The 24,078-nt window shown below is 38.6% G+C and carries 21 protein-coding genes, 1 pseudogene, 1 riboswitch and 1 other annotated feature; of the genes and pseudogenes, 11 read left to right on the forward strand and 11 right to left on the reverse strand.

Annotated features, from left to right (window positions below):
- The first annotated feature begins 237 nt into the window (after positions 1-237).
- From NSS76_RS03200 to guaA, 5 genes are all read left to right on the forward strand, one after another.
- The gene (locus tag NSS76_RS03200; protein ID WP_257802948.1) at positions 238-1,137 is read left to right on the forward strand and encodes a cation diffusion facilitator family transporter; all 900 of its coding nucleotides are present in this window, start codon (positions 238-240) and stop codon (positions 1,135-1,137) included.
- 102 nt (positions 1,138-1,239) lie between these two features.
- On the forward strand, positions 1,240-2,202 hold the full coding sequence (locus NSS76_RS03205) for an AAA family ATPase (RefSeq protein WP_025092747.1): 963 nt from the start codon (positions 1,240-1,242) through the stop codon (positions 2,200-2,202).
- A 101-nt stretch (positions 2,203-2,303) separates the two neighbouring features.
- On the forward strand, positions 2,304-3,389 hold the full coding sequence (locus NSS76_RS03210) for a DUF58 domain-containing protein (RefSeq protein WP_341080705.1): 1,086 nt from the start codon (positions 2,304-2,306) through the stop codon (positions 3,387-3,389).
- Positions 3,390-3,398: 9 nt separating this feature from the next.
- Positions 3,399-5,600, forward strand: a complete 2,202-nt coding sequence (locus NSS76_RS03215) for a DUF4129 domain-containing transglutaminase family protein (protein WP_341080710.1) — start codon at positions 3,399-3,401, stop codon at positions 5,598-5,600.
- 187 nt (positions 5,601-5,787) lie between these two features.
- The gene (gene guaA / locus NSS76_RS03220) at positions 5,788-7,329 is read left to right on the forward strand and encodes a glutamine-hydrolyzing GMP synthase (RefSeq protein ID WP_024424487.1); all 1,542 of its coding nucleotides are present in this window, start codon (positions 5,788-5,790) and stop codon (positions 7,327-7,329) included.
- A gap of 79 nt (positions 7,330-7,408) precedes the next feature.
- Here guaA and NSS76_RS03225 read toward each other — a convergent pair whose 3' ends face one another.
- The 4 genes from NSS76_RS03225 to NSS76_RS03240 form a co-directional block, all read right to left on the reverse strand.
- Entirely contained in the window at positions 7,409-7,894 is a 486-nt protein-coding gene (locus NSS76_RS03225; RefSeq protein WP_257802951.1) for a YbaK/EbsC family protein, read from the reverse strand.
- A gap of 18 nt (positions 7,895-7,912) precedes the next feature.
- Entirely contained in the window at positions 7,913-8,992 is a 1,080-nt protein-coding gene (locus tag NSS76_RS03230) for an AraC family transcriptional regulator (protein WP_341080713.1), read from the reverse strand.
- On the reverse strand, positions 8,993-10,654 hold the full coding sequence (locus NSS76_RS03235; RefSeq protein WP_341080716.1) for a 2-isopropylmalate synthase: 1,662 nt from the start codon (positions 10,652-10,654) through the stop codon (positions 8,993-8,995).
- A gap of 57 nt (positions 10,655-10,711) precedes the next feature.
- Positions 10,712-10,975, reverse strand: a binding site (T-box leader).
- A gap of 219 nt (positions 10,976-11,194) precedes the next feature.
- Positions 11,195-12,082: a helix-turn-helix domain-containing protein gene (locus tag NSS76_RS03240; RefSeq protein ID WP_163115526.1), complete on the reverse strand. Its 888-nt coding sequence runs from the start codon at positions 12,080-12,082 to the stop codon at positions 11,195-11,197.
- A gap of 104 nt (positions 12,083-12,186) precedes the next feature.
- Between NSS76_RS03240 and NSS76_RS03245 the strand changes: the two are divergent.
- Positions 12,187-12,375: pseudogene (locus NSS76_RS03245) on the forward strand (glutamine-hydrolyzing GMP synthase); the annotation flags it as partial.
- An 812-nt stretch (positions 12,376-13,187) separates the two neighbouring features.
- Here NSS76_RS03245 and NSS76_RS03250 read toward each other — a convergent pair.
- The 5 genes from NSS76_RS03250 to NSS76_RS03270 all read right to left on the reverse strand — a co-directional run bounded on the left by NSS76_RS03250 (position 13,188) and on the right by NSS76_RS03270 (position 17,010).
- Positions 13,188-13,397 carry a hypothetical protein gene (locus NSS76_RS03250; RefSeq protein ID WP_341080721.1) on the reverse strand — a complete coding sequence of 70 codons (210 nt, stop codon included), beginning with the start codon at positions 13,395-13,397 and terminating at the stop codon, positions 13,188-13,190.
- Between the two features lie 72 nt (positions 13,398-13,469).
- Entirely contained in the window at positions 13,470-13,940 is a 471-nt protein-coding gene (locus NSS76_RS03255) for a DUF7878 domain-containing protein (RefSeq protein ID WP_024424493.1), read from the reverse strand.
- Positions 13,916-14,764, reverse strand: a complete 849-nt coding sequence (locus NSS76_RS03260) for an SAR2788 family putative toxin (RefSeq protein ID WP_073204090.1) — start codon at positions 14,762-14,764, stop codon at positions 13,916-13,918. The genes NSS76_RS03255 and NSS76_RS03260 overlap by 25 nt, the downstream gene beginning before the upstream one ends.
- Position 14,765: 1 nt before the next feature.
- A complete protein-coding gene (locus NSS76_RS03265; RefSeq protein ID WP_024424495.1) occupies positions 14,766-15,695 on the reverse strand; it encodes a S8 family peptidase in 930 nt (309 codons plus the stop codon).
- A 748-nt stretch (positions 15,696-16,443) separates the two neighbouring features.
- Entirely contained in the window at positions 16,444-17,010 is a 567-nt protein-coding gene (locus tag NSS76_RS03270; RefSeq protein ID WP_185854148.1) for a GNAT family N-acetyltransferase, read from the reverse strand.
- A 139-nt stretch (positions 17,011-17,149) separates the two neighbouring features.
- On the opposite strand from NSS76_RS03270, the gene NSS76_RS03275 reads away from it, so the two are divergent.
- Positions 17,150-17,617 (forward strand): hypothetical protein, encoded by a 468-nt coding sequence (locus NSS76_RS03275; protein WP_335343421.1) that lies wholly within the window; start codon positions 17,150-17,152, stop codon positions 17,615-17,617.
- A 148-nt stretch (positions 17,618-17,765) separates the two neighbouring features.
- On the opposite strand, the gene NSS76_RS03280 is transcribed toward NSS76_RS03275, so the two are convergent.
- On the reverse strand, positions 17,766-17,939 hold the full coding sequence (locus tag NSS76_RS03280) for a hypothetical protein (protein WP_024424498.1): 174 nt from the start codon (positions 17,937-17,939) through the stop codon (positions 17,766-17,768).
- Positions 17,940-18,118: 179 nt separating this feature from the next.
- On the opposite strand from NSS76_RS03280, the gene NSS76_RS03285 reads away from it, so the two are divergent.
- Together NSS76_RS03285 and NSS76_RS03290 are read left to right on the forward strand one after the other, a co-directional pair.
- Entirely contained in the window at positions 18,119-18,664 is a 546-nt protein-coding gene (locus NSS76_RS03285) for a sigma-70 family RNA polymerase sigma factor (protein ID WP_024424499.1), read from the forward strand.
- Entirely contained in the window at positions 18,633-20,078 is a 1,446-nt protein-coding gene (locus tag NSS76_RS03290) for a DUF4179 domain-containing protein (RefSeq protein WP_024424500.1), read from the forward strand. The genes NSS76_RS03285 and NSS76_RS03290 overlap by 32 nt, the downstream gene beginning before the upstream one ends.
- An 18-nt stretch (positions 20,079-20,096) precedes the next feature.
- Here the strand turns inward: NSS76_RS03290 and NSS76_RS03295 are convergent, their stop codons facing one another.
- Complete coding sequence (locus NSS76_RS03295; RefSeq protein WP_341080734.1) at positions 20,097-21,284, reverse strand: MFS transporter; 1,188 nt, start codon at positions 21,282-21,284, stop codon at positions 20,097-20,099.
- Between the two features lie 100 nt (positions 21,285-21,384).
- Between NSS76_RS03295 and NSS76_RS03300 the strand changes: the two genes are divergently transcribed.
- The gene (locus NSS76_RS03300; protein ID WP_151863242.1) at positions 21,385-22,281 is read left to right on the forward strand and encodes a LysR family transcriptional regulator; all 897 of its coding nucleotides are present in this window, start codon (positions 21,385-21,387) and stop codon (positions 22,279-22,281) included.
- Positions 22,282-22,396: 115 nt separating this feature from the next.
- A riboswitch (purine riboswitch) is annotated at positions 22,397-22,498 on the forward strand.
- A gap of 144 nt (positions 22,499-22,642) precedes the next feature.
- Complete coding sequence (locus NSS76_RS03305) at positions 22,643-23,968, forward strand: NCS2 family permease (RefSeq protein ID WP_034282847.1); 1,326 nt, start codon at positions 22,643-22,645, stop codon at positions 23,966-23,968.
- Positions 23,969-24,078: the final 110 nt, after the last annotated feature.

The following is a 24,078-nucleotide window of genomic DNA, read 5'->3' on the forward strand; positions in this document are numbered from 1 at the left end:
AATTTACCAGAGAAGAGTGATTTGACGATATGTCCATTTCGAAGAGAATTGGAAAAAGGTTGATGGGAGTAGGTCTTGAGGTCATTTGACCTTGTAAAAATAAGTTTACTTAGGTCAACACATTTCTATATATCCTATTTTGCTGACATAAGCGAATCATGTTGCTGTAGACCCACACGGGCTTTGCTTTGTAAGATAAATAATAGAAAAGTGATGTGTGAGGAGGCGCGGTTCAACATGGAGCGCTATAACGAATTAAGACAAGGTGAAACAGGTGCTTGGGTCAGCATCATTGCCTATGTGATCTTATCTGCGGTCAAACTCATTATTGGGTATGTGTTTCATTCAGAGGCTCTTTCAGCAGATGGATTGAATAACACGACGGATATTATTGCATCCCTTGCTGTGTTGATTGGGCTGCGTATTTCTCAAAAGCCGCCTGATGAAGATCATCCATACGGTCATTTTAGAGCGGAAAATATTGCGTCTCTTGTGGCTTCCTTTATCATGATGCTTGTTGGGCTTCAGGTTTTGCTGAGTGCAGGCAAGTCGCTCTTCTCATCTGAGCATCAAACGCCGGATATGATCGCGGCTTGGACGGCAGCAGGAAGTGCTGTTGTGATGTACGGTGTGTATATTTATAACCGCAATCTGTCCAAACGGATCAATAGCCAGGCTCTTCATGCGGCAGCTGCTGATAATAAATCAGATGCGTATGTGAGTATTGGAACATTTGTAGGAATCATGGCCTCTCAATTTCAGCTGGCATGGATTGATACGCTAGCAGCCTTTGTCATTGGCTTAATTATTTGTAAAACTGCGTGGGAAATTTTCAGAGATGCCTCTCATTCGTTAACAGACGGTTTTCATATCAAAGATATGTCTAAATATAAAGAGACCATTGAAGCAACACCAGGAGTAGGCGATTTAAAGGATATAAAAGCGCGTTATCTTGGAAGTACAGTCCATGTGGATGTAGTGGTTGAGGTCGAGCCTAACTTGAACATAGCAGAAAGCCATGATATTGCAGATGAAATTGAACGAAGAATGAAGCAGGAGCATGATATTTTACACTCTCATGTTCATATGGAGCCAGCAAGTAAGTCAAAAGAAGAGAAGAAGTCTTTCCCGTCGTGAGAAGGCTTCTTTTTTATACGTGCTGATGTTATATGCAAATGCGCGTTGTATGGTAAAGTTAGACTATATGAAATTTGACAGAAACGTGATAGGAGGATCAGGATGGCATTTGATGAACCGATGCATTCAGATTTACAAAAAATCGTAGATAACATCAATAAAGTCATGGTTGGGAAAAAAGACATTGCGATATTAAGCCTTGTTGCGATTTTGGCGAAGGGGCATGTGCTGCTAGAGGATGTGCCTGGTGTAGGGAAGACGATGATGGTTCGTGCTTTGGCAAAATCCATTGGCTGTGAGTTTAAGAGAATCCAATTTACTCCTGACCTTTTGCCTTCAGATGTAACAGGCGTGTCGATTTACAATAAAAAGACAAATGAATTTGAATTTAGGCAAGGACCGATCATGGGGCAGATTATTTTAGCTGATGAGATCAACCGGACTTCTCCTAAAACACAATCAGCATTGCTTGAAGCGATGGAGGAAGGCAGTGTCACAGTGGACGGAGAAACGATGCCGCTTGCGGATCCTTTTTTCGTCATGGCGACCCAAAATCCAGTGGAATATGAAGGAACTTATCCGCTGCCAGAAGCGCAAATGGACCGGTTTTTATTCAAGCTACAGATGGGATATCCGACCATGCTCGAGGAGCTGGAGGTGCTCAACTTGCAGGAGAGGCAATCCCCGATTGATACGCTCCAAGCTGTCTTGACAAGGGAACATATCCATGCGTTGCAGCAGGCAGTTCAGACCATTCATGTGGATGCATCCATTAAAGAATATATTGTTGAAATTGCTCAAGCGACGCGTAAACACCCATCTGTTTATCTAGGTGTGAGTCCAAGGGGATCGATCGCCTTGATGAAAGCGGCACAGGCGTATGCACTTTTGAATCAGCGCGATTATGTGATTCCTGATGATGTACAGTATTTGGCGACTTATACATTACCGCATCGTATGATTTTGACATCAGAAGCGACATATGAAGGGAAGAAGGCGGAGACACTGCTGCGGCAAATGCTTGAGCAAATTGGCGTGCCAGTTCAAAAGTCGATGACTCAATGAAGTCACGTCATCGTGTAGCAATTTCATTATGGTTAAGGGTGATGATGCTCATCATTCTCACTGCGGCAGCCTTTTGTTATGCCATGTTTCAGGGAGGGTTTGTGAGTTGGTTCCTTTTTTATGCATTTTTACCATATGCTTTGTATGCATTGCTGTTTGCACTTATTCCGCTTCGCGCGACAGCCAAGAGGACAATACAGCAAACAAGCTTAAAGGCGGGGGATGTGCTGTCCGTTGACCTTGAAATCAAGCGGACCCATCCATTTCCGTACGTTTACGTCATGATAGAGGATGCTCCGCCAGAGACCTTTCACTTACAGGAACAGATTGAAATGAAGCAAATGCTTTTTCCTTGGTTTCGGAAAACTTGGCGATTTTCCTATCAATTGAATGATGTCATGCGAGGAGAGCATCATTTGACAGCGGTTAGAATTAAAACGGGTGATATGTTTGGGTTTGTTGAAAAAGAAATCATCATTCCGTTAGAGAAAAAGCTGCTTGTCTACCCAAAAGTGCTGGATATCCCTGTAGAGCCTGCTGAGTCAGTGAGTGAAAATGGAGGCAAAGCGGTTCACTCGTGGTTTAATGAACCGGCCCATGTGACAACAGGCGTACGGGAATATCAGCAAGGAGACCGTTTTGCTTGGGTGGACTGGAAGACGACGGCCAGGAGAGGCCAGCTGATGACGAAGGAATTTGAACAGAATCAAGCAAAGGACCTTGTCGTGTTTGCTGATTTTACTGATCAAGCTGTTTTTGAAACAGTCGTCTCTATTGCGGCATCTGTTCTTCAAACGGCTGTGAAAAAAGGCGTGCCGTCAGGTCTTGTCCCTCTAGGAGATCAGCATGCCTTTCGAGTCGATCAAGGAGAACTTCATTTACAGGACATGCTTTATTATTTAACAAGGGTGCAGCATCAGCCTTCCCGCGCACTAGAATATAAACCGTTAGCAGCGAGTGAGTACCAGCATTCAGGAAAATATGTCGTCACAGGTCAGCTGCAGGAGGAGCTTGCGGCAAGTCTCTTTGGAAATCGAAACAGAAAGAACATCACCGTGCTTTTAGTGAAGAAAGCCGTTGACCATTTCACGACAAAAGAAAAACAGCTTGCAGACCGGCTCAAGGCCTCTGGAATACGCATCACCCTTTTATTTGAAGACCGGCTGCACGAAAGAACTGTGAGGTGACAAACATTTATGCTGCATTCGCATCTGCGGCAAAGCCGTTTTGAATTGTTCATCTATTATGCTGTAGCTTTTCTGCTGCTATGGGAGTGGCTGCGTCCACTTCAAGATTTTACAGAGACGAGCCATACGTCTTATTTCATCATTTTTATCGGGCTTACGTGTTTGTTTACGTTCTTTCGTCTGAAGTGGTATGTGACGTTTCCTATTTGTGCTGGACTGATTTTGCTCGCCTTATATTTGATCTTTTATCAATCAGCGCCAGGCTATCCGGCAGCTTTGTTTGCTGATATCAAGGATAATATCACGTTAATGAGCATGGGCATGTGGAGTGACATGTATCCGTCTTTCCGCACATTGTTGTTTTATATTTTGCTGTGGCTGCTTGTCTACTTGCTTCATTATTGGGTGGTCTATCAGCAGCGTATCTTTTTCTTTTTACTGATGACGATTGTGTATGTCACGATTCTTGATACGTTTACGCCATATGATGCGACTTTTGCGATCGTTCGTATTATGGTATTTGGCTTTTGTTTGCTTGGATTGCTGTATTTCGATCGACTGCGTTCGGCTGAGGGCGTTCGGGTGTCACAGAAAGCGCGTCTAAAGTGGTTTTTGCCTATGCTGGCGCTTGTCCTTCTATCAGCGGCACTGGGTGCTTCTTTGCCGAAGTCAGATCCGAAATGGCCCGATCCTGTCCCGTTTTTTAAGGCGGTCACGAATCAAGATGGGGCAGCTGGGCAGAATAAAGTGGGATATAGTGCAGATGATTCGGCGCTTGGCGGCCCGTTTAGTGAGGACCGTACACCAGTCTTTAAGTGGAGCGGAAAGGAGCCGACTTATTTTCGTGTAGAAACAAAAAGTATTTACACAGGGAAGGGATGGGAGGATGCTTCAAATGATACGAAGCCTACTCGGCTAAAAGGCGCCGAGGTTACGAATAGATGGTTTACCAATCGTGTGAAAACAGAGGTACATGAAACAAGAGTCGATATAGAATCGGACTATCGATTTAATCATGCCGTCTATCCAATTGGGATGATTTCATTGACGCCAATGGAAAACATTCCGCTGCAAATCATGGGCAAAACGGAGAAAATTGTCCCGTCTATGCAAAACCCACCCAAAAATTTAGGAAACTATCAAGTCAGCTTTTTATCTCCTACATTTATTCTGGAGGATTTACAGAAAATCAAAGTACCGACAAAGAAGCAGGTGAATCAGCAGGTTGGCCGTGAATACTTGCAGCTTCCATCGTCACTTCCAGAGCGTGTGAAAACTTTGGCAAACAGCTTAACGGAAACGAAGGACAATATGTATGATAAAGCCAAAGCCATCGAGGATTATTTAGGATCTGCGAAGTTTTCATATGAAACGCAGAATGTCGCTGTGCCTGGTCGTAATGAAGATTATGTGGATCAATTTTTATTTGATACGATGATCGGCTATTGTGATAATTTTTCAACCTCTATGATTGTGATGCTTCGTTCGATCGGAATTCCGGCGAGATGGGTGAAAGGGTATACGTCTGGCCAGTTATATGAAACACAAATGGATGGAAACAATGTGTATGAAGTGACCAATAACAATGCGCATTCATGGGTAGAGGTTTATTTTCCAAACAGAGGATGGGTCACCTTTGAACCGACAAAAGGATTTACAAACCCAGAGACATTTACGAATGAAGCTGTTTCAAGCGATCAAACGGATGATCCAAAAGAAAAAGAAGATCAGTCTAGTTCTGATGCAAGTGAAGAAAAGCAGCAAGACCAGCCTCAGCAGGAGACAGAGCAGCCGGCACAACCAAAGGAACAAACAGCGCAGGCAAAGCCAAATATGGTGCATGCTGGTTGGGTTATAGGTTATGCGGCAGGAGCTATTGTCCTGCTTGGATTCATCAGCTGGATGCTTTATCGATTTAGAACAAGATGGCTGCCATTCTTTATTGTAAGAAAGGTGAAACGTCTGCCAGAGGATGAAGCATTCTTCTATGCGTATGCAGCTCTATTAAAGCAGCTAGGGCGCAGAGGAATCGAGAAAAAGCCAGGTATGACGCTAAGAGAATTCGCTTCGTTGATTGATGAGAAGAATGGAGATCATCATATGTCAGAGCTGACGCAGTTTTATGAACGTGCGCTCTACCGGCGAGAGGATGCCTCGGCGCTTTGGCAGCAATCGGCAAAGTTATGGGAAAATTTAATAAACAGGAGATAGTCTTGACCGCGTACCTTCCTGTTGTTAGAATAGGTGAATATTAAAACCTTCTAAAATACATGAAATTGAAGCGTTCGGATGTGAGTCTGGGCGCTTCAAAAGCGTGATTCACTCTGAGAGCAGGTTTTCTCCTCTCATTTTTTCTGTGCGTTTATAAAAAAACTATATTGGACATAGAGGTGACACCATGACAAATTTAGTAAATGAAATGATTTTGGTTCTCGATTTCGGCAGTCAGTACAATCAGCTGATCACACGCCGTATTCGTGAATTTGGTGTGTACAGTGAGCTTCATCCGCACACTTTAACTGCTGAAGAAATTAAAGAAATGGCACCTAAAGGAATCATCCTTTCTGGTGGACCAAACAGTGTTTATGATGAAGGATCTTTCCGCTGTGATGAAAAGATTTTTGATCTGGACATTCCGGTTCTAGGTATTTGCTACGGCATGCAGCTCATGACTCACTATTTAGGCGGGAAAGTAGAAGCGGCCAGCCAGCGTGAATATGGAAAAGCAGATATCCATATTAACGGAACACCTGCTTTATTCAAAGACCTTCCAACTGATCAAGTCGTTTGGATGAGCCATGGTGACCTCGTTGTTGAAGTACCAGAAGGCTTTACAGTCGATGCAACAAGTGCACATTGTCCAAACTCAGCCATGAGCTTAGCTGAGAAGAATTTCTATGGCGTTCAATTCCACCCAGAGGTTCGTCACTCTGAGTACGGAAATGACCTATTGAAAAACTTTGTCTTCGGCGTGTGTGATTGCGATGGCAAATGGTCAATGGAGAACTTCATTGAAATCGAAATGCAGAAAATCCGTGAAACAGTAGGCGACAAGCAAGTATTGTGCGCACTAAGCGGCGGTGTGGATTCATCTGTTGTGGCGGTATTGATCCACAAAGCCATCGGCGATCAGCTGACATGTATTTTCGTTGACCACGGTCTTCTTCGCAAAGGCGAAGCAGAAGGGGTTATGAAAACATTTAGCGAAGGTTTCAACATGAACGTGATTAAAGTAGATGCAAAAGATCGTTTCTTAAACAAGCTAAAAGGTGTGTCTGATCCTGAGCAAAAACGTAAAATCATCGGTAACGAATTTATCTATGTATTCGATGACGAAGCGGACAAGCTAAAAGGAATCGACTACTTAGCGCAAGGAACACTTTACACAGACATCATTGAGAGCGGAACAGCAACGGCACAAACAATCAAATCTCACCACAACGTAGGCGGTCTTCCAGAAGACATGCAGTTCGAATTGATTGAGCCACTCAATACGCTATTCAAGGATGAAGTCCGTGCCTTAGGTTCAGAGCTTGGCATTCCTGATGACATCGTCTGGAGACAGCCATTCCCAGGTCCAGGACTAGGTATCCGTGTACTAGGTGAAATTTCTGAAGAAAAACTAGAAATCGTCCGTGAATCGGATGCGATTCTACGCGAAGAAATTGCCAACTTCGGCCTTGAGCGCGACATCTGGCAATACTTCACGGTTCTCCCAGACATCCGCAGCGTAGGTGTCATGGGTGACGCAAGAACATACGACTACACAATCGGCATCCGTGCTGTTACATCTATTGATGGTATGACGAGTGACTGGGCAAGAATCCCTTGGGACGTGCTTGAAAAGATCTCAACTCGTATTGTCAATGAAGTGAAGCATATTAACCGCGTGGTGTATGATATTACGAGTAAGCCGCCTGCTACGATAGAATGGGAATAATTGTAAAAGAGCTAAAAACCTTTTTGTATCAAGGGTTTCTAGCTCTTTTTTATTTTTAACTGCACTTTTCCCTTCCATTTTAATGTGTTAATGAATCATTCCATCCCTTACACACATCAATCCATTGTGAATAACCGGAGTGTTTTTCTAATTGTTTTATTGTGAGTTCAATAGCACTGTTACTGCTTCCGCAGGCTGGATAGACTGTTTCAAAACGTTTGAGTGAAATATCTAAATAAACAGAAACGCCATTCTTTATAGCAAAAGGACATACTCCGCCAATTTCATGACCGACCAAGTCAACGACCTCATGAGGAGAAAGCATTTTAGCTTTTGTTTTAAAATATTCCTTGAATTTTTTGTTATCAACTTTTGCATCGCCAGAGGTCACAATTAAAATAGCTTGTCCATTTACTAGAAAGGAGAGTGTTTTTGCAATTCTTTCAGGTTCGCAGCCCAATGCAGAAGCAGCCAAGTCTACAGTTGCACTAGATACTGAAAATTCATGAATTCGAGTATCCATATCATATTGTTTAAAATAATCTTTTACTTTCTCGATCGACATGATGATGTCTCCTTTTTATTAGTATTGATTTGAAGTTTGCTCGACTTTATTATTTAAACGATATTGATGTGGTGTTAAGTGATACTTTCTCTTAAATAAACGAATGAAATGCTCTACATTTTGATAACCTACGGCTGCCGCAATATGATCTACTTGTGAATGGCTGCCAGTGAGCATTTCGCAGGCTTTTTCCAATCTTATTTCTTGTCGAATCTCACGAAATGATTTGCCAAGCTTACGAGCTATATATTTTGACAGGTAAGACTGTGAAAGGTTAAATTCCTCTGCCATCTTCTGGATTGTTAAATGCTCACAACATTGCTGAATATATTGGAGCATTTCAATAATACGTATATCACGATATTGTTTGACCTGATTGACGTTCATATGACTTGGTTTGAATCTTAATAAGAGACATAATAATATCTCAAACAAATTATTCATAATCAACTGGTAACTAGGAAACCGATTATAATTTTCTGTAAATAGTTGAAGAGAGCAGTCTAGCAAATGTTTATCCAAGTGACTATGGAAAATAAGAATATTTTTATTTTCTTTTATATACAATGCATTCAAAAAGAACTCTGAAATGACATTATTTCCTTTTAACATTTTAAAAAACACTTTTTGAAAAGTACTCTTACGGATCATGATTTGCATGGCGATTGTATTCTCCATTACAATTGGCTTGTGTATGGTGTCAGGTGGAATAAAGGCAATATCTCCTGATTTTAAAGTCATTTTTTTATCTTCCACTTCTACATACATCTCATTTTCCAGAACATAGATCATTTCAAAGAAATCATGGATAGCCGACAATTGAGGCATAAAACGGCTATACTTTCTCACTTCGATATCTTTCTCCTGACCTAACCACATAGTATCTTCCTTTTCAAATTCGTTCTGCCCTTTTTGCAAAAATTCTTCTATATATATTTGCTTATGCATTAAATTGTGTTTATCATAATCCTTCAAAAATAATTGCAATGATTGATTGTCATGCTTTTTCTGTTGGTATTGTTGATAAAAGATTTCTTGCTCGTTATATTCTCTTAAATATTGCATCACTTCATGTTTTTCAAGTTTACCTTTTTCCATCTACATCCAAACCTCTAGTTTATTTACTGCAACCACCAGGGCCTTCACTGTTGCTTCTATAATATCTTTATCAATTCCAGCACCCCAATGCATGTTTCCTTGATATGAAATTCCAATCTGTGCACAGGCTTTTGCTTGGGAATCCTTGCCCAAAGAATTCTGTTCATAGACTTCCAAAACATACTCGAGATGAAAATATGCTTTTAATGCATTACTGATGGCATCTAAACTTCCAGTGCCAATTCCTTGTATTTCAATTTGTTGATCATCTCTCAGCAAAGTTAAGGTAACTTCCTGCTTCTCTCCTTTATGAAATTGATAATCAAGCAGCTGGAAATGAGGGTGAAAATCAACATACTGTTCTTTAAAAACATGATATATTTCTTCGACAGACAATTCCCTATTTGTCTGATCAGATACTTTCTTCGCTTCATATCCCATGGCTTCATTCATTTGATAAGGAAGTTGAATGCCATAATTTGTTTCTAGTATATAGCCTATGCCGCCTTTTCCAGACTGGCTGTTGATTCGAATCACATCCGTTTGATAATTCCTCCCCAAGTCAACGGGATCTACTGGGATATACGGAACGTCCCATTTATCAACTTTATTTTCTTTTCTATATTTCATACCTTTAGATATCGCATCTTGATGTGACCCAGAGAATGCGGTGAAAACCATTTCCCCAGAATAGGGCTGCCTCTCAGGAACAGTGATTTTTGTTAGTTTTTCATATTTTTTACGAATCGCTTCTAGGTTATTGAAATTCAATTTTGGATCATAACCTTGTGAATACATATTCATCGCCAAGGTAATCAAGTCAACGTTCCCTGTACGTTCACCGATACCAAATAATGTACCTTCGACTCTTTCTGCGCCAGCCAGAACACCAAATTCTGCATCACTCACCCCAGAGCCGCGGTCATTATGAGGATGAACAGATAATGTCACACTGTCTCGGTAAGACAGATTTTTGTGTATATACTCAATCTGACTTGCAAAGATATGAGGCATTGAATATTCTACTGTTGTCGGAATATTGATGATGGCTTTATGAGCTCGTGTCGGTTTCCAAATATCTAAAACACTATTACAAATATCTAACGCATAATCAACTTCTGTTCCTGGAAAGCTTTCAGGACTATATTGAAAATAAATATCACTATTTGTTTTTTCGGCAAGTTCTTTTACTAAAATAGCTCCATCAATGGCAATTTGTTTAATTTCATCTTTTGTTTTCTTAAATACTTGTCTGCGCTGCGCTTCTGAAGTCGAATTATATAAATGAACAATCGCTTTCGGTACTCCCTTAATGGCTTCGAAGGTTCGGCGGATAATATGCTCTCTCGCTTGTGTGATCACCATAATCGTGACATCGTCTGGAATCATATGATGATCAATCAGTGTCCGTAACAGCCTAAACTCCGTATCAGAAGCAGCTGGAAATGCGATTTCAATTTCTTTAAAACCTATCTCTACTAGTAACTGAAACATTTCTAATTTTTCTTCTAAGTTCATAGGAATAGGTAATGCTTGATTACCATCCCGTAAGTCCACACTGCACCATATCGGAGCACTTTCTAATGTTTCTTTCTTCACCCAATCATAAGTAAGCTTCGGTGGCAAAAAGTATTTCTTTTCGTATTTTTTGTGGTTAAACATCATCGATTCCTCCTAGAAAATAGAATATAAAAAAAGCCTTTCATCCCCAATATTTACCTTGGAGACGAAAGACTTCTTCTTACGCGGTACCACCCCTGTTTCATGATAAACAAACATTATCATGCCCTTATTCGGATACAGATTGTTTGATCTGTATCCTTCCCATATAACGGTGGGGTGCCGACCTTAACTACATCAATACTTTTCATTTCACTAAGGCTACTCTAAGGTGAGTTCCCTGCTTTTTTGTTATTGCTTCTCATCAACCAGCAACTTTCTGAAAACATTTCGGCAAGTACTATTCCTTATCATCGCATTCTCATTTTTCTGATTTTTTCTATTATACCAAGTCTATAAAAAAGAGATAGTGATAGGGATATCTTTTTTAATTGATTTTTTTTGTTCTATGGGTGCTTATCTTTAATCCTCTTCACCAAATAAAATTCCGAGGCCACAAATAAAGGTGAGTGAATTCATAGCGAACAATAAAATCGCACCAATTTTTTTCATGACAATGAACCTCCTCTTAAATTCGATCTGCTAGCCTTCAAAATTTAAATTCACTGGTTCATCCTCTAAATGATCCACAGTATTTTGTTCTGTCACGGGGACACTTTCATCTACAATTTTAAAACTAAGTTCGTCCATCCAAATGTGACCTTGACCATGTAGTAATATGCCAAACGCAATGACTTCACTTTTGACTGGAACATCCAATACTATACTAAAATGATTCCAGCCGTTTGTTCCTGTAATGGGGCGGTTCATCATGTTGTCAAACGCAAGAACTTCACCTGAAGAATGGTCAATCCTCATCCATAAACCAGCTGAACCTTTCACATCTTCGCTTTTGACAAAAGCAGAAAATTGAAGGCGTTCTCCACGGTAACGATCAGACTTAATTTGCTGCATCAATGTCGCGAAACCTCGAGCTTTTTCATCTTTTGATTTTAAATAAGCGGAGTTAGTACCACTGTGAACAATTCTGTTATCCAAACCTGTTTCATAGTCAGATGGGGTGTCCCCCGTCATAATCCAGCCAGTAGGTGTGTTCTGATGATCAGCCATAATTGTTTCCTCCTCATTAATCACATTCCTTAATAATCTCCGATAACGTGCGGGTGACATGTCATATATTTTCTTAAAGGCTCTAGTGAAGGATTCCTGTGAACCAAAACGATACTGCAATGCGATGTCAATCGCCCGTTGGTCCGTATGAATTAAATCCTTCGCCGCTTGGGTCATTCGACGTTCCCGTATATAGTCAACAACTGACTTCTTAATCACTTTTTTGAACATACGGTGAAAGTGAAACCTAGAATAACCAGCGTGTTTCGCTAGAGTTTGAAGCGGTAAATCATCTTTCAGATGTTGTTCAATATAATTTAATGTTTCTTGAATCGTTTTCTCATGTTCTTGATAGGACAACCGAGCACCTCCTTGCCTTACGAGTTTAGTATAGCGGAAATGCTTTTTAGGAAACTTGACTTTTTGTGCTATGTTGCAATTTTAGAATGGACCTTATAGTCCTAGGTTCAGGACTGGGTATCCGTGTACTGGGTGGAGTTTCTGAAGAAAATCTAGAAATCATCCGGGAATAATATTTAATTCTACTCGAAGAAATTTCCATCTTAGGCTTTGAGTGAGACATCTGACAATATTTTGAGGTTCTCCCAGACATCCACAACAAAGGTGCCATGGATGACGCCAGAATATACGACTAAACAATTGGTATCGGTGCTATCACTTTGATTAATTACAGTTTCAGCAGAACTGCAAAAAATATTTAATTAGATAAATGTAGGTTGAGGGATATTGAAGGAAAATCAGATGTGAAGGGGATACAATGAATGAACAACTTAAAATTATTATTGATCTCATAATTAAAGCAGATAATACAATTGAAAAGAATATCATATTCGAAAAATTTTTTAATAAATCAGATCATATAAAAATATTCAAATATTAATGAAAGTTTTAAAAATAGGGAAATTAACGGTTATAAAATATTTCTCCTGACTATACAAAAATGTGGATTCTTGATAGTAATTATATTGGAGGGGATTACCGAAAATAAAAGTTGGTAAAGTTGTACATTTTGATTTGAATATTTTGACGTATTTAAACAGGTTATTAAATGATTATAGACAAAATATTCAGAAGAATGAATTTCTCGATTATCTAAATTTTTTTAAAAATAATCAATTCAATTATAATATTACTACTGCATTAATGGAACGCTCAATGTCCGATATAAGTGGTGTTGATAAGAATATTTGGAGGGTACTCTAAAAAAACTGTTGAGCCCATTTTAAATACAGTTTGGGATATTTACCATGTAAGATTAATAGAACAATCTTTTTTTATAGATAATAGTAATAAGGAAGAGATATTTTTATCATAATTTCAGTTCAAGAGATGATGCTTTTAATGAGTTATCTAAAATAAATCAAATAAAGGTTTTTGTAATTAATGATGGAAGACCGCTTGCAATTCGAGATATAGGTATAAAAGATATTTGTAACGACGAATTTTACAATGAGCTTTCATTCTTCATTTTTATTGCTATTTTTGGGCAATCTTCTCTGTTTTGATTTATTAGCCATATCGATTCTACAAATATAGACATCCCAAACATCTTTAAAATAAAACTTGTCAAAAATGTATATCCTTCAATTTCAATACCTAGCATAATTGTGGCTATTATGATTCCTATAAAACCAGCTAAGAAATATAAAATCAAAAATACACCTCCTCTAAAAACATCCTACTAAAACATTGAAAAGAACCCCTAACCAGGAGTTCCTTTCTCTATTCAATATTTTCTTAATGGGATATTTCCAATAAAGTTTTTTAGTGAAATTTTATAATGTTGTTCAATGTCACGTCCAAGGTTTTCATGTAATACCTTCATTTGTTCAATTATATAATTAAGATCGAATACATTATATAACTGTTGAGTTTCCCAAATAGTGGTGAGTCGAGCCTTATTATCAAATGGTATTACTGAAATAATGGGGTCGTCTTCCTCATACTCCATTGTGTAATATCTATACTCTGTAACTTTGTTTTTTTTCTTTATCTTTTTAATCCAGTCGTGCAAAGATGCATAAAATTCTAATAAGGCGATATTTTCTTCAAAATATACTTCGCCATTTATAACTATTTTAAACTCTCCCTCTACTCTTAGAGCTGTTGATGGATCTTTCTTCATGTTCTTTGGAATATCTTTCTCATCAGATGTGAACATATAATCAAATTCTACTTGATTGGATAAGCTGTCCATATTTTACCATCCCAACCTATAACTATTTTTATTTTTGTCTCACCTTTTGTTCCGATTTTCTTTTTCAGATTTGCAGTGATGACAAAGGATAGTTTTTTATTATTGTTTATAGTAAACGAAACATTTTTAGATTGTAAAGCTTCTTTTATCCATTTATTTACTGTGCTCTTGCTTTTGGTATCAAATTTTCTGTATCTACCTTTTGCATTACTAAGATGTTTGTTGCTAACAGAAAACTTAGAAACTTTTTTTATACCTTGTTTAATTACCTGTTTTTTAAAAGTTTTTATTATTAGCTTCTTTCCGTATTTTTTAATAGCATATTGAATACCAAACCTAGAAACAATTCCAACTATTATTGCTGGAACAATTGATGACTGAGCTTCTATGGTGCTAACTTTATACTCTTTTCCTGTTTCATCATCCACAAAGGTTGCTGTAAAATCATTTCCTTCAATCTCTTCAATTAACACGTTGAATTTGTTAGTTTCTTTTTCCCCATTTTCTAACTCTGTAATACCATCAACTGTGATTTCACCTGTCTCATGATTAATTTTCATGTCAGTTTGGACATTCATACTCTCAGCTTCAAGCTGAGTAGATACATTAACTTCATCTAGGCTTTCCTTAACTTCCATTAACATATCTTGTTCTAGCTCTATCCCCAATTCTTTTTCAACATTCACTTCATATTCTTTACTAGCATTCTCTTCTATTCTTAAAGCATCAGAATCAATTTCGCCTGATTTTGCACTTGCAAATTCAGGAACAACTCCACACAAAAACAATGTTAACACAAGAATTTTTATTAAAACCTTTTTCAATCTAATTCTCTCCCTTGTTACAAATAATCATCCCATTGCCATACTCTCTGTCATAACCTAGCTTTCCAAGATCAACTGTATTTTTCTTGAGTGTTTGATGAACATTCTCTTTAGATTTGTATTTTTTAGAATACAAACAGCCTATAGCACCTGTTGCAAACGCAGTTGCAAAGGATGTACCTTTTACCTTTGTATATCCTCCGTGTATATCAGTTGTTTTAATATTTACTCCAGGCGCAGAAAAGTCAATTTTTCCTTTTGCTGAAATTGGATCAATTTTTAGTTTTTCGTTAAGTGAGGATATCGATAAGACGCCTTCATATTTTGCAGGGTATTCAACAGTTAGACCTAATGTATTTCCAGAAGCAGCTGTAATTGTTATATTGTTATCTAAAGCAATTTTTATAACATTTCGTAATTCATCGTAGTCTTTTCCAAATCCGAAACTTATATTAATTATGTCTACCTTTTGCTCAATACACCATTTAATCCCTTTGACAACATCTTCAACTTTTCCTTTGCCATTTTTATTTAGTACCTTGACATCATAAATAATGGGATTCTGTGAAATACCTTTTATTTCTTCACCAGTTGCAGCGATTATTCCGGCAATTGCTGTACCATGACCATAATCATCTTCGATAGATTTTTTTGGTTTAATAGCATTGTACTCATAAAAAGTTAAATCTTTAAACTCTTTATGTGACTTATTAATACCGCTATCAAGGATAGCAATTTTGACATAATTCTTATGATTATTAGGTTTTTCATGACCTATAACTTTATATCCCCATAGCAGGTCTTTTTCCTTCTCTGTCTTGTATGATTTACTATTATCCTCAGAAACATCGCCAGATAGTCCCCAACATAATACAATTGCAAGAATCACTAGGCACGAAACAAATAGTAATAAGGCTTTTGACTTTTTCATTCAAGCTTCCTTCTCACATGCAGTATTTAGAATTAATACAGAATATACCTCCCTTCCCTTTTTATGAAATGCAAGAATATATTAACCTATATTTATTTTGATGTAAATGTTATTTAAGGTAATATATCCTTATATATTTAAAATTTCCCATGCGTGTACTACTGTAAATATGCCAGTTCTTCTTCTTGACTCGTTTACTTAATAATTATCTATGATTTTTTGATTAAAAATGTTTTGCCACTGCCAACTATGACCTGATAACACAATGAGTTTATTCATTACTTGTTGTAACCTCACTCCAACTCCACATGTCCAACGTTCTCCAAAATTGAAAGCGAAACAAGTAAACGTAAAAATAATGTCACTAAAATAGATTTTGAAAATGAAAAATCTAAATTAATCAGTGAAATTGCAAATGGACAAAAGCTCTTTTTTTGGAATATGAATTATTCCAACTAAAACAGATTAAAGAATAGGCTATTTTTATTTGAATCTTGTACTTAGAAAAGAAAAGTAAGTGAAATAGTGTAATTACTTAAGTGTGGATCTGCATTTTGTTCAAAAATTTTTACTATTACTGATACTATAATTATAGAAAGGGTGTTGAATATTGCTGGAATTGTAAGTAAATTAGAAGGGTTACCATGCAAAGAAACTCTAGTCATAAACTTGACTAGAGGTTTCTTACTGGGTAATTGTGCAATTTTAATTCATTCACTTTAACGCTTCTGTTTAAAAATCATTCAGTTTATTTGAAATCCCTCTTCAAAATCGAATAAATAAACACATCATCAAACCCATTCTGACCAAGATCATACTCCCTCAATAAACCCTCTCGTACAAAATTAACCTTCTCCAATAATTGAACAGAAGACGTGTTTGCTGGATCAATAATCGCTTCAATCCGATTCAGGTTCATTTCCTGAAACCCGTATCGTAACACCGCTGCAATCGCTTCGCTCATGATGCCTTTTCTCCAATGATCGTGATGCAATTCATAGCCAATTTCCGTGCGGCAGTGCTGTTTTTCCAAGTTAAGAAATCCACAGCTGCCGATGATCGCAGGATCATCTTTTAAAGAAATGCCCCAGCGGATGCCTGTTTGTTCTTTGAAGATATTGTCATACCACTTGATTTCTCCTTTTGTGTCTTCAATTGTTTCATGAGCATCAATTCCCATGTAGCGGCACACGGTTTCATTGGATAAATAGATGTGCATATCCTCAGCGTCTTCGATCGTCGCTTGTTTTAAGATTAGTCTTTCGGTATGTATTGTTGGAAATGATTGCGGGAATATCAGTTTACGTCTAGTCATATTTTTCTCCTTGTGCAATTTTATTTAAATTATACCTGTACTGGTCGATTTTGTGTAATGCTTTGGTATAATATGAGAATATGATTGTGGGAATAATTCACATACAGAATTCGATTAAAAGCAAAAGAGGATAATTGAAATGGGCATTTTTCTAATTATGATCGTCATCGTGATGATCATCGTATCTTTAGCGATCTATTTGTTTAAAAAGGGAATCATCCATTCTAAAGTGTTAGTGATTGTAGGTTCTGTTTTAGGAGGAACCGCACTATTTGTTTGGGTGGCTATGTTTTTTAATTTTCACTCTGTATCTTTAACAAATGAATCGCTAGGTCATTTTAAGATCGGTGAAAAATTTGAGAGAGATCATACTTTTGTGGAGAATACTCAATTCTCTCATCCTAAACAGAGGGTCTATATGGAAAAAGAAAATCAAGATTTTGTAGTTTCAGCTGATCAATATCATCGAATTACATCTATTTACAATCAGTCAAAACAGAAAAAACTCAAAACATCTAAGGGAATCACTATTGGAGACGATTATTCATCTGTGATACAAACATATGGAGATCAATTCAAGAAGCTCTGGTTTGTCGAAGGGTTATAGCAAAGGTATACAATATCAAGATCAATCAAACGGTATCATTCTAGAGTTCTTTTTCAATGACAATAAACTAGCACTCATTGAACTTCGTAGTAAACGGAAATAAAAAAGTAGAAAGTAAAAACAAGCATTTCAATTGAAATGCTTGTTTTTATGTTTCTTTTCCATAACATGTCTTACAATAAAAAACCCCTTCATTCCTGAGCCAAGCCTTTACCTCTGTCATTCCTTTTCTTTTTGGATAGACCAGCTTGACGTACACTTCTTCGTTTCCTTCTATCTTTTTCTGACAGCTAGCACACGTGGGTTTTTCAAATAGAAACAATCGACTTACTCCTTTTTGTACATATTTCTTCCATTATATCAAATGTTCGACATGTTCTTTGCGGCCCGTTATTCACTTTTTCTATTTTTGTCCGACATATGCTAAGGAAAAGAAATTTCCATTTGTTGAAACCGTTTGTGAGAAACCTTGCTCTAACAGGTGTAGGAGGTGTGGATGAGATGAAGCAAGTGCGTCTAATTAAAAAAGCACAAAAAGGGAATGTCCCGGCATTTGAGAAATTAATGCTGATGTATCAAGAGCGTTTATATAAAACGGCTTTTCTCTATACAAGAGATAAAGAGGATTCGTTAGATGTTGTTCAAGAAACGGTCATTAAAGCGTTTAAGCATCTATCTGGATTAAAAGAACCGGCTTATTTTTCTAGCTGGCTGACGAGAATTTTGATTCATACAATTTTTGCGATGAAGAAAAAACAGCAAGATGTTGTTCCGTTTGAACAGCAGCACGAAAGCGTTGAGCGCCATGATTTTTTGGAAGACAAGCTCGATTTAAAAAATGCACTTGAAGTGTTAGATGAGCAATACCAGGTGGTCATTCAGTTGTTTTATTTTCAAGATTATTCAATTTCGATGATTTCTGAGCAGATGGGTGTGCCTGAAGGAACGGTTAAAACTCATTTGTATCGAGCAAGAAAGTTATTAAAGCAAACATTGGAGAAGGAGGAGAGTGTTGATGGAACGAAAAGAAATGAAAAAGCTTTATGATGAGATTGATGTACCAACGGTGGAAGTGACCTCTGCGATTCGCCAAGCCATTGGGGATGTGAAAGCGGAACAGAAAAGACATTGGTTCAAATGGAACTGGAGAACGCCAATATACTCTGTCCTCGTTCTCATCGTCCTTTACTTTTCATCAGGTTTCCTTTTTCCTTCTCTTAATACAGCAATGGCTCGTGTACCGATTATTGGGCAGTTTTATATGATGTTTCACGATAAAGTAGGAATGTCTCTTTTTCAGAGTGATTTGGTGAAGCATGTCAATGAGGGGGCTGAATCAAGAGGGGTGACTGTGAAAGTAAACAGTGTGTACTATGATGCCGGGCGGCTTGTTTATACGTTCACGGTGGAGAATCTCCATACAAAAGAAGATTCTGTATCGTTCAGAGTGAATGCAGAAAAAATCGATGGAAACTTCCAACTTAATTATGATAAAACAGAGTTGAAAAAATTAAAAGATGGCCGCTATGTTGGGCAGACGGAAGTCTATACAAATGGACAAACGATCAAACAAGGTCAGCAAGTGCCACTTGTCATTTCGAAGATTGGGGATATTGCAGGGAATTGGCGTTTCAAGTTACCTGTGGTCAAGCAAAAAACCACCTTACTAGCGGGACAAAAAGACGTGTCTATTTTAAATGGACGTTATCAAATAAGAAATGTAAAGGTAGAAAATGGAGTGAATGGCTCTGCTATTCAATATGCCATTGATTACAATGGTTTTGCCAAAGATGATAGAGTTAGTATTGATGGAATGAAGGATAATTTAGGGAATGAGTATGAGCTTGAGATTGGAACCGTTTTAAGAAAAAAACAACTCACTTCTGACAAAACTAGAAAAGATCATTTGACAATTTTGAATCAGCCGATCAATCCAAAGGCGACTGAATTGACATTTTACACAGATGTGAGAAACGAACGAGAATACAGCCACATCATTCCTCTCAAGACAAAGCTGCCTGTTCAGTTCAAAACAAAACACAATGGCATCGGAATCAAAATCAATAAGATAGAGCAAAAAGACCGTTCTGTGATTGTTGATTATCAATTTACTGGAGTAGACCAGAAAGAATTAGATGAGGATGTGATGAAGAATATCGGTGAATTCATTGGATTAGGCGATGTTGAAAAGATGAAATCATGGCCCGATCCACAAGCAGACTATGAAAGCGGATATTACTTGAAGGGGAACCATGCGAAGATGACGAATTTAAAGACAGCTTCCATGCAATCCACCTTTGAATTTGATGATAAGAATTTAGAGACTTTATCATTAAACCATTTTTCTTTTAAAGAATATGGGCTTTATCTAGATTTGACTGAACTGAACATGTTGGCACCACAGAAAGCGATAAAGGTAACCATTCCAGTCAAAAAAGAAACTTCAAAAGCTAGTCGATAAATAAGAGAGCGAACATGATTATACATGTTCGCTTTTTGTCTGTTGTTCCACCAGTCGATGACGATTAAACGAATACCGAATCAACATCAACGCCACAAAACTAGCTAACCCGCCAATCCAACTTAAATTCGTGACATTTGTATACTGTATAATCACACCGCCAATAGACGATCCAAGCATCATGCCGATGTTCATAATCGCTGTATTAAAGCTCAGCACGGTTTCTGATGCTTGGGGTTTAAGGGAGATCAGATAGTATTGCTTCGCTGGTGTTGTTGTCCATGTGGCGATGCCCCAAATGGCGAGTGTGATCAAGACGCTAATTGTAGAGAATTGCGTAAAGAATAAGGCAAAGAGAGCGAACATCTGGATCATGATGCTGATCGAGATGGTTCGGTTTGGTCCCCATTGATCGACGGCGAATCCGCCAAAGCGTGAGCCAATAAAAGCAGAAATGCCTAAGACGAGCAAGGCCATGCTTGTCATTTCAAGTGAAAAGCCGGCGGTCTGTCGTAATAAAGGAGAGATATAAGCAAAGACCATCGTGTAGCCTAAGATCCAAAAGACCGTCGTGGCTAATCCGCTGATCACTCTGCGGTCTTGAAGGATGTGTAATTGCTGCTTCAATGGCAGATGAGAGTGTCCCTCTATGCGTGGCAGCAATTGATAAAGAAGCAAGAAGAGACAAGCAGTACCTAGTGCAATGATGAGAAAAATATAGTGCCAATCCACATGGCCTGATAGAAATGTTCCAATCGGCACACCAAATACGAGTGAAACAGTGAATCCAGTGATGACAGTCGCCATTGCGCTTCCCCTTTTTTCTGGCGGGGCGATCTGCGCTGCATAATTCGTGGCGACGACAATATATAAGCCGCCGCTCATGGCCATGATGACCCGAGAGAGCAGGAGCAGTACAAAATGATGGCTGAAAAAGGCGAGCATATTGCCTAAAATAAACACAAAAATAGCTGATAACAAAACCTTTTTTCGGTTCAGCTTCGACGTTGCCATGACTAAAAAGAGAGCGCCCACTGCATAAAAAAGAGAATAGACGGTGATGAGCTGTCCGGCAGCAGGAATAGAGATGTGTAAATCAACAGCAATGATATCTAGAATGCCTGACACAACGAATTCTGACGTGCCTGTGACAAATGAACCGACAGCTAAAAGAATGATCAATAGCTGATGAGATGTGTTTTTCATTTTGAACCCTTCCTTCATGTTGATACGTTGTCTTTAGTTTAAATTCCGTGCTAACATAAGTAAAATTGATGTTTTTCATGAAGGAGATGAGTAAATACTCATGAGCTTTGTTCGCTTTGATATTATCGCAAAAGTTGTGGAGCTTGGCAGTTTTACAGCAGCAGCTGAAGCATTAAATATGACGCAGTCAGCTGTGAGTCATGCAGTGGCGAATTTAGAGTCAGAGTGGGGTGTGTCTTTATTCATTCGTGACCGAAAAAAGGGCATTATGCTGACGGACATTGGTCAAACGCTTCTCCCGCATATTAGAGAAGTGCTAAATAGAGTGGAGAAAATCCAGCAAGAAATTGCGTTAACGAAAAATATTGAAACAGGCCTGATTCGTATCGGCACATTTGCCAGTGCCTCTGCTTGTTTATTGCCTAAACTGCTTGTAAGCTATCAGAAAAAACATCCGAAAATCGAATTTAAATTTTATGAGGGAACGTATGAAGAAATATTGGAGTGGCTGGATTCTGGCATCATTGATGTTGGATTTGTTGTAAAAGGCCATGCGGATGAAGCTTTTGATTTACTGCCGCTTATGAAAGATGAGATGGTCGTCGCCTATCACCCAAATCATCGATATGAGCAGCAGCCCATTGTAGATATAACAGATTTGGCAGGTGAACCATTTATTATGCCGACTGGCATGTATCAATCACATGTAGAGGATATTTTTTCGGAGGCGCAAATGAAGCCGGCTGTTTTATTTGAAGTTCATGATTGTACGACGATTGCCCGTATGGTCGGAGAAGGACTTGGCGTCACGATTGGTCCGGAGTTGTTTTTAAAAACGCAGCAGCTTGTGCATATTCGTCACCTGAATGTCTCTCATCATCGTGAGGTTGCGCTTGCCTGTCCGTCGCTCTCTCAAGCTTCTCCGGCAGTGAAAGAGTTTTTCCATGTAGCCGAAGCGGTTTTTGCAAAAGAGAAGGATTTGGGGAAGGGTGTATAAAGAACTAGATGTGAATTTCCAAATTCGTGTAATAAGACGAATGAAGCGGACATTTCTTTGAAAAATGTTCGTTTTTCGTATTGTGTTTTAAAAATGAAGTTGGTACAATAGACACAGAAATCAAATAGATAGAAGTCGTATAATCGCGGGGATATGGCCCGCAAGTTTCTACCAAGCTACCGTAAATGGCTTGACTACGTCAATTCACACTCGTTTGATATAAATCATGCATTGTTCTTGTTTTATGTCACAGTCTGAATTCACATATGTAGTCAAGCGTCCCAAAATTGTTGGGGCGTTTTTTATTTGACTAGTGAATGGGGCAGGCTAAAGCAAAAGGACATGAAGGGAGTCAGTTGGCTTGAAACAGTTTTTTCAGTTTGATGAGTTAGGAACGAATTACCGCAGAGAAATCATCGGTGGTTTAACCACATTTTTGTCGATGGCTTACATTCTGTTTGTTAATCCGATCACACTTGCATTAGTGTCTGTGCCGGATTTTCCAGATAAATTACGAATTGATCAGGGGGCAGTCTTTACAGCAACGGCGTTAGCTTCTGCTGCAGGGTGTATCCTGATGGGATTGATCGCCAGGTATCCGATTGCGATTGCCCCCGGTATGGGTCTGAATGCGTTCTTCGCCTTTTCGGTTGTGCTTGGCATGGGCATTAAATGGGAAGCAGCACTTTCAGGTGTGTTTGTTTCAGGATTGATTTTCGTTGCCCTTTCTTTAACAGGTTTCCGTGAAAAAATCATCAATGCCATTCCGGCTGAGCTGAAGCTGGCGGTTGGGGCAGGTATTGGTTTGTTCATTACGTTTGTCGGCCTTCAAGGCTCTGGCATTATCGCCAATAATGATAATACGCTCGTTTCGATTGGAAATATTCATAGTGGTCCGGTTCTGTTAACGGTATTTGGTATCGTTGTGACGGTCATTTTAATGGTACTTCGAGTGAATGCGGGTGTCTTCATTGGGATGCTTGTGACAGCTATTGCCGGGATGATTTTTGGTCTTGTGCCAGTACCATCTCAAATTGTGGGAAGTATTCCAAGCTTGTCTCCAACCTTTGGTCAAGCCTTGATTCACTTGCCAGAAATTTTCTCCATTCAAATGCTTGTCGTAATTTTAACGTTCCTATTCGTTGGGTTCTTTGATACAGCTGGTACACTTGTGGCTGTGGCAACACAGGCTGGTTTAATGAAAAATAATGAGCTGCCTCGTGCAGGAAGAGCACTCTTGGCGGATTCTTCTTCTATTGTTGTAGGTTCTGTTCTAGGTACATCTACAACCACATCTTATGTTGAATCTAGCTCAGGTGTTGCTGCTGGTGCGCGTTCTGGTTTTGCAGCTGTCGTCACAGGGATTTTCTTCTTGCTTGCGATGTTCTTCTCACCACTTTTATCCATCGTTACATCGAATGTGACAGCACCTGCTTTGATCATTGTCGGTGCGCTGATGGTCGCTCCGCTGGCGAAGATTGCATGGGATCGTTTTGAAATTGCGGTACCAGCTTTCTTAACGATGATTATGATGCCACTGACATACAGTATTGCAACAGGGATTGCGGTTGGCTTTATTTTCTACCCGATTACGATGATCTTTAAAGGGAAAGCGAAAGAAGTACATCCAATTATGTACGGATTGTTTGTCATCTTTATTCTATATTTTGCTTTCTTAAATCATTAATTGAACATTTGAAACAGCAGCTCATGGAAGCTGCTGTTTTTTGTTAAAAAAATCAAAACATAGTTGACTTATAGGAATTATGTGTTTATGATAAAAAGACATAATTCGCT

This window comes from Bacillus sp. FSL R5-0654 (genome assembly GCF_038008745.1).
Taxonomy (GTDB): domain Bacteria; phylum Bacillota; class Bacilli; order Bacillales; family Bacillaceae; genus Bacillus; species Bacillus safensis.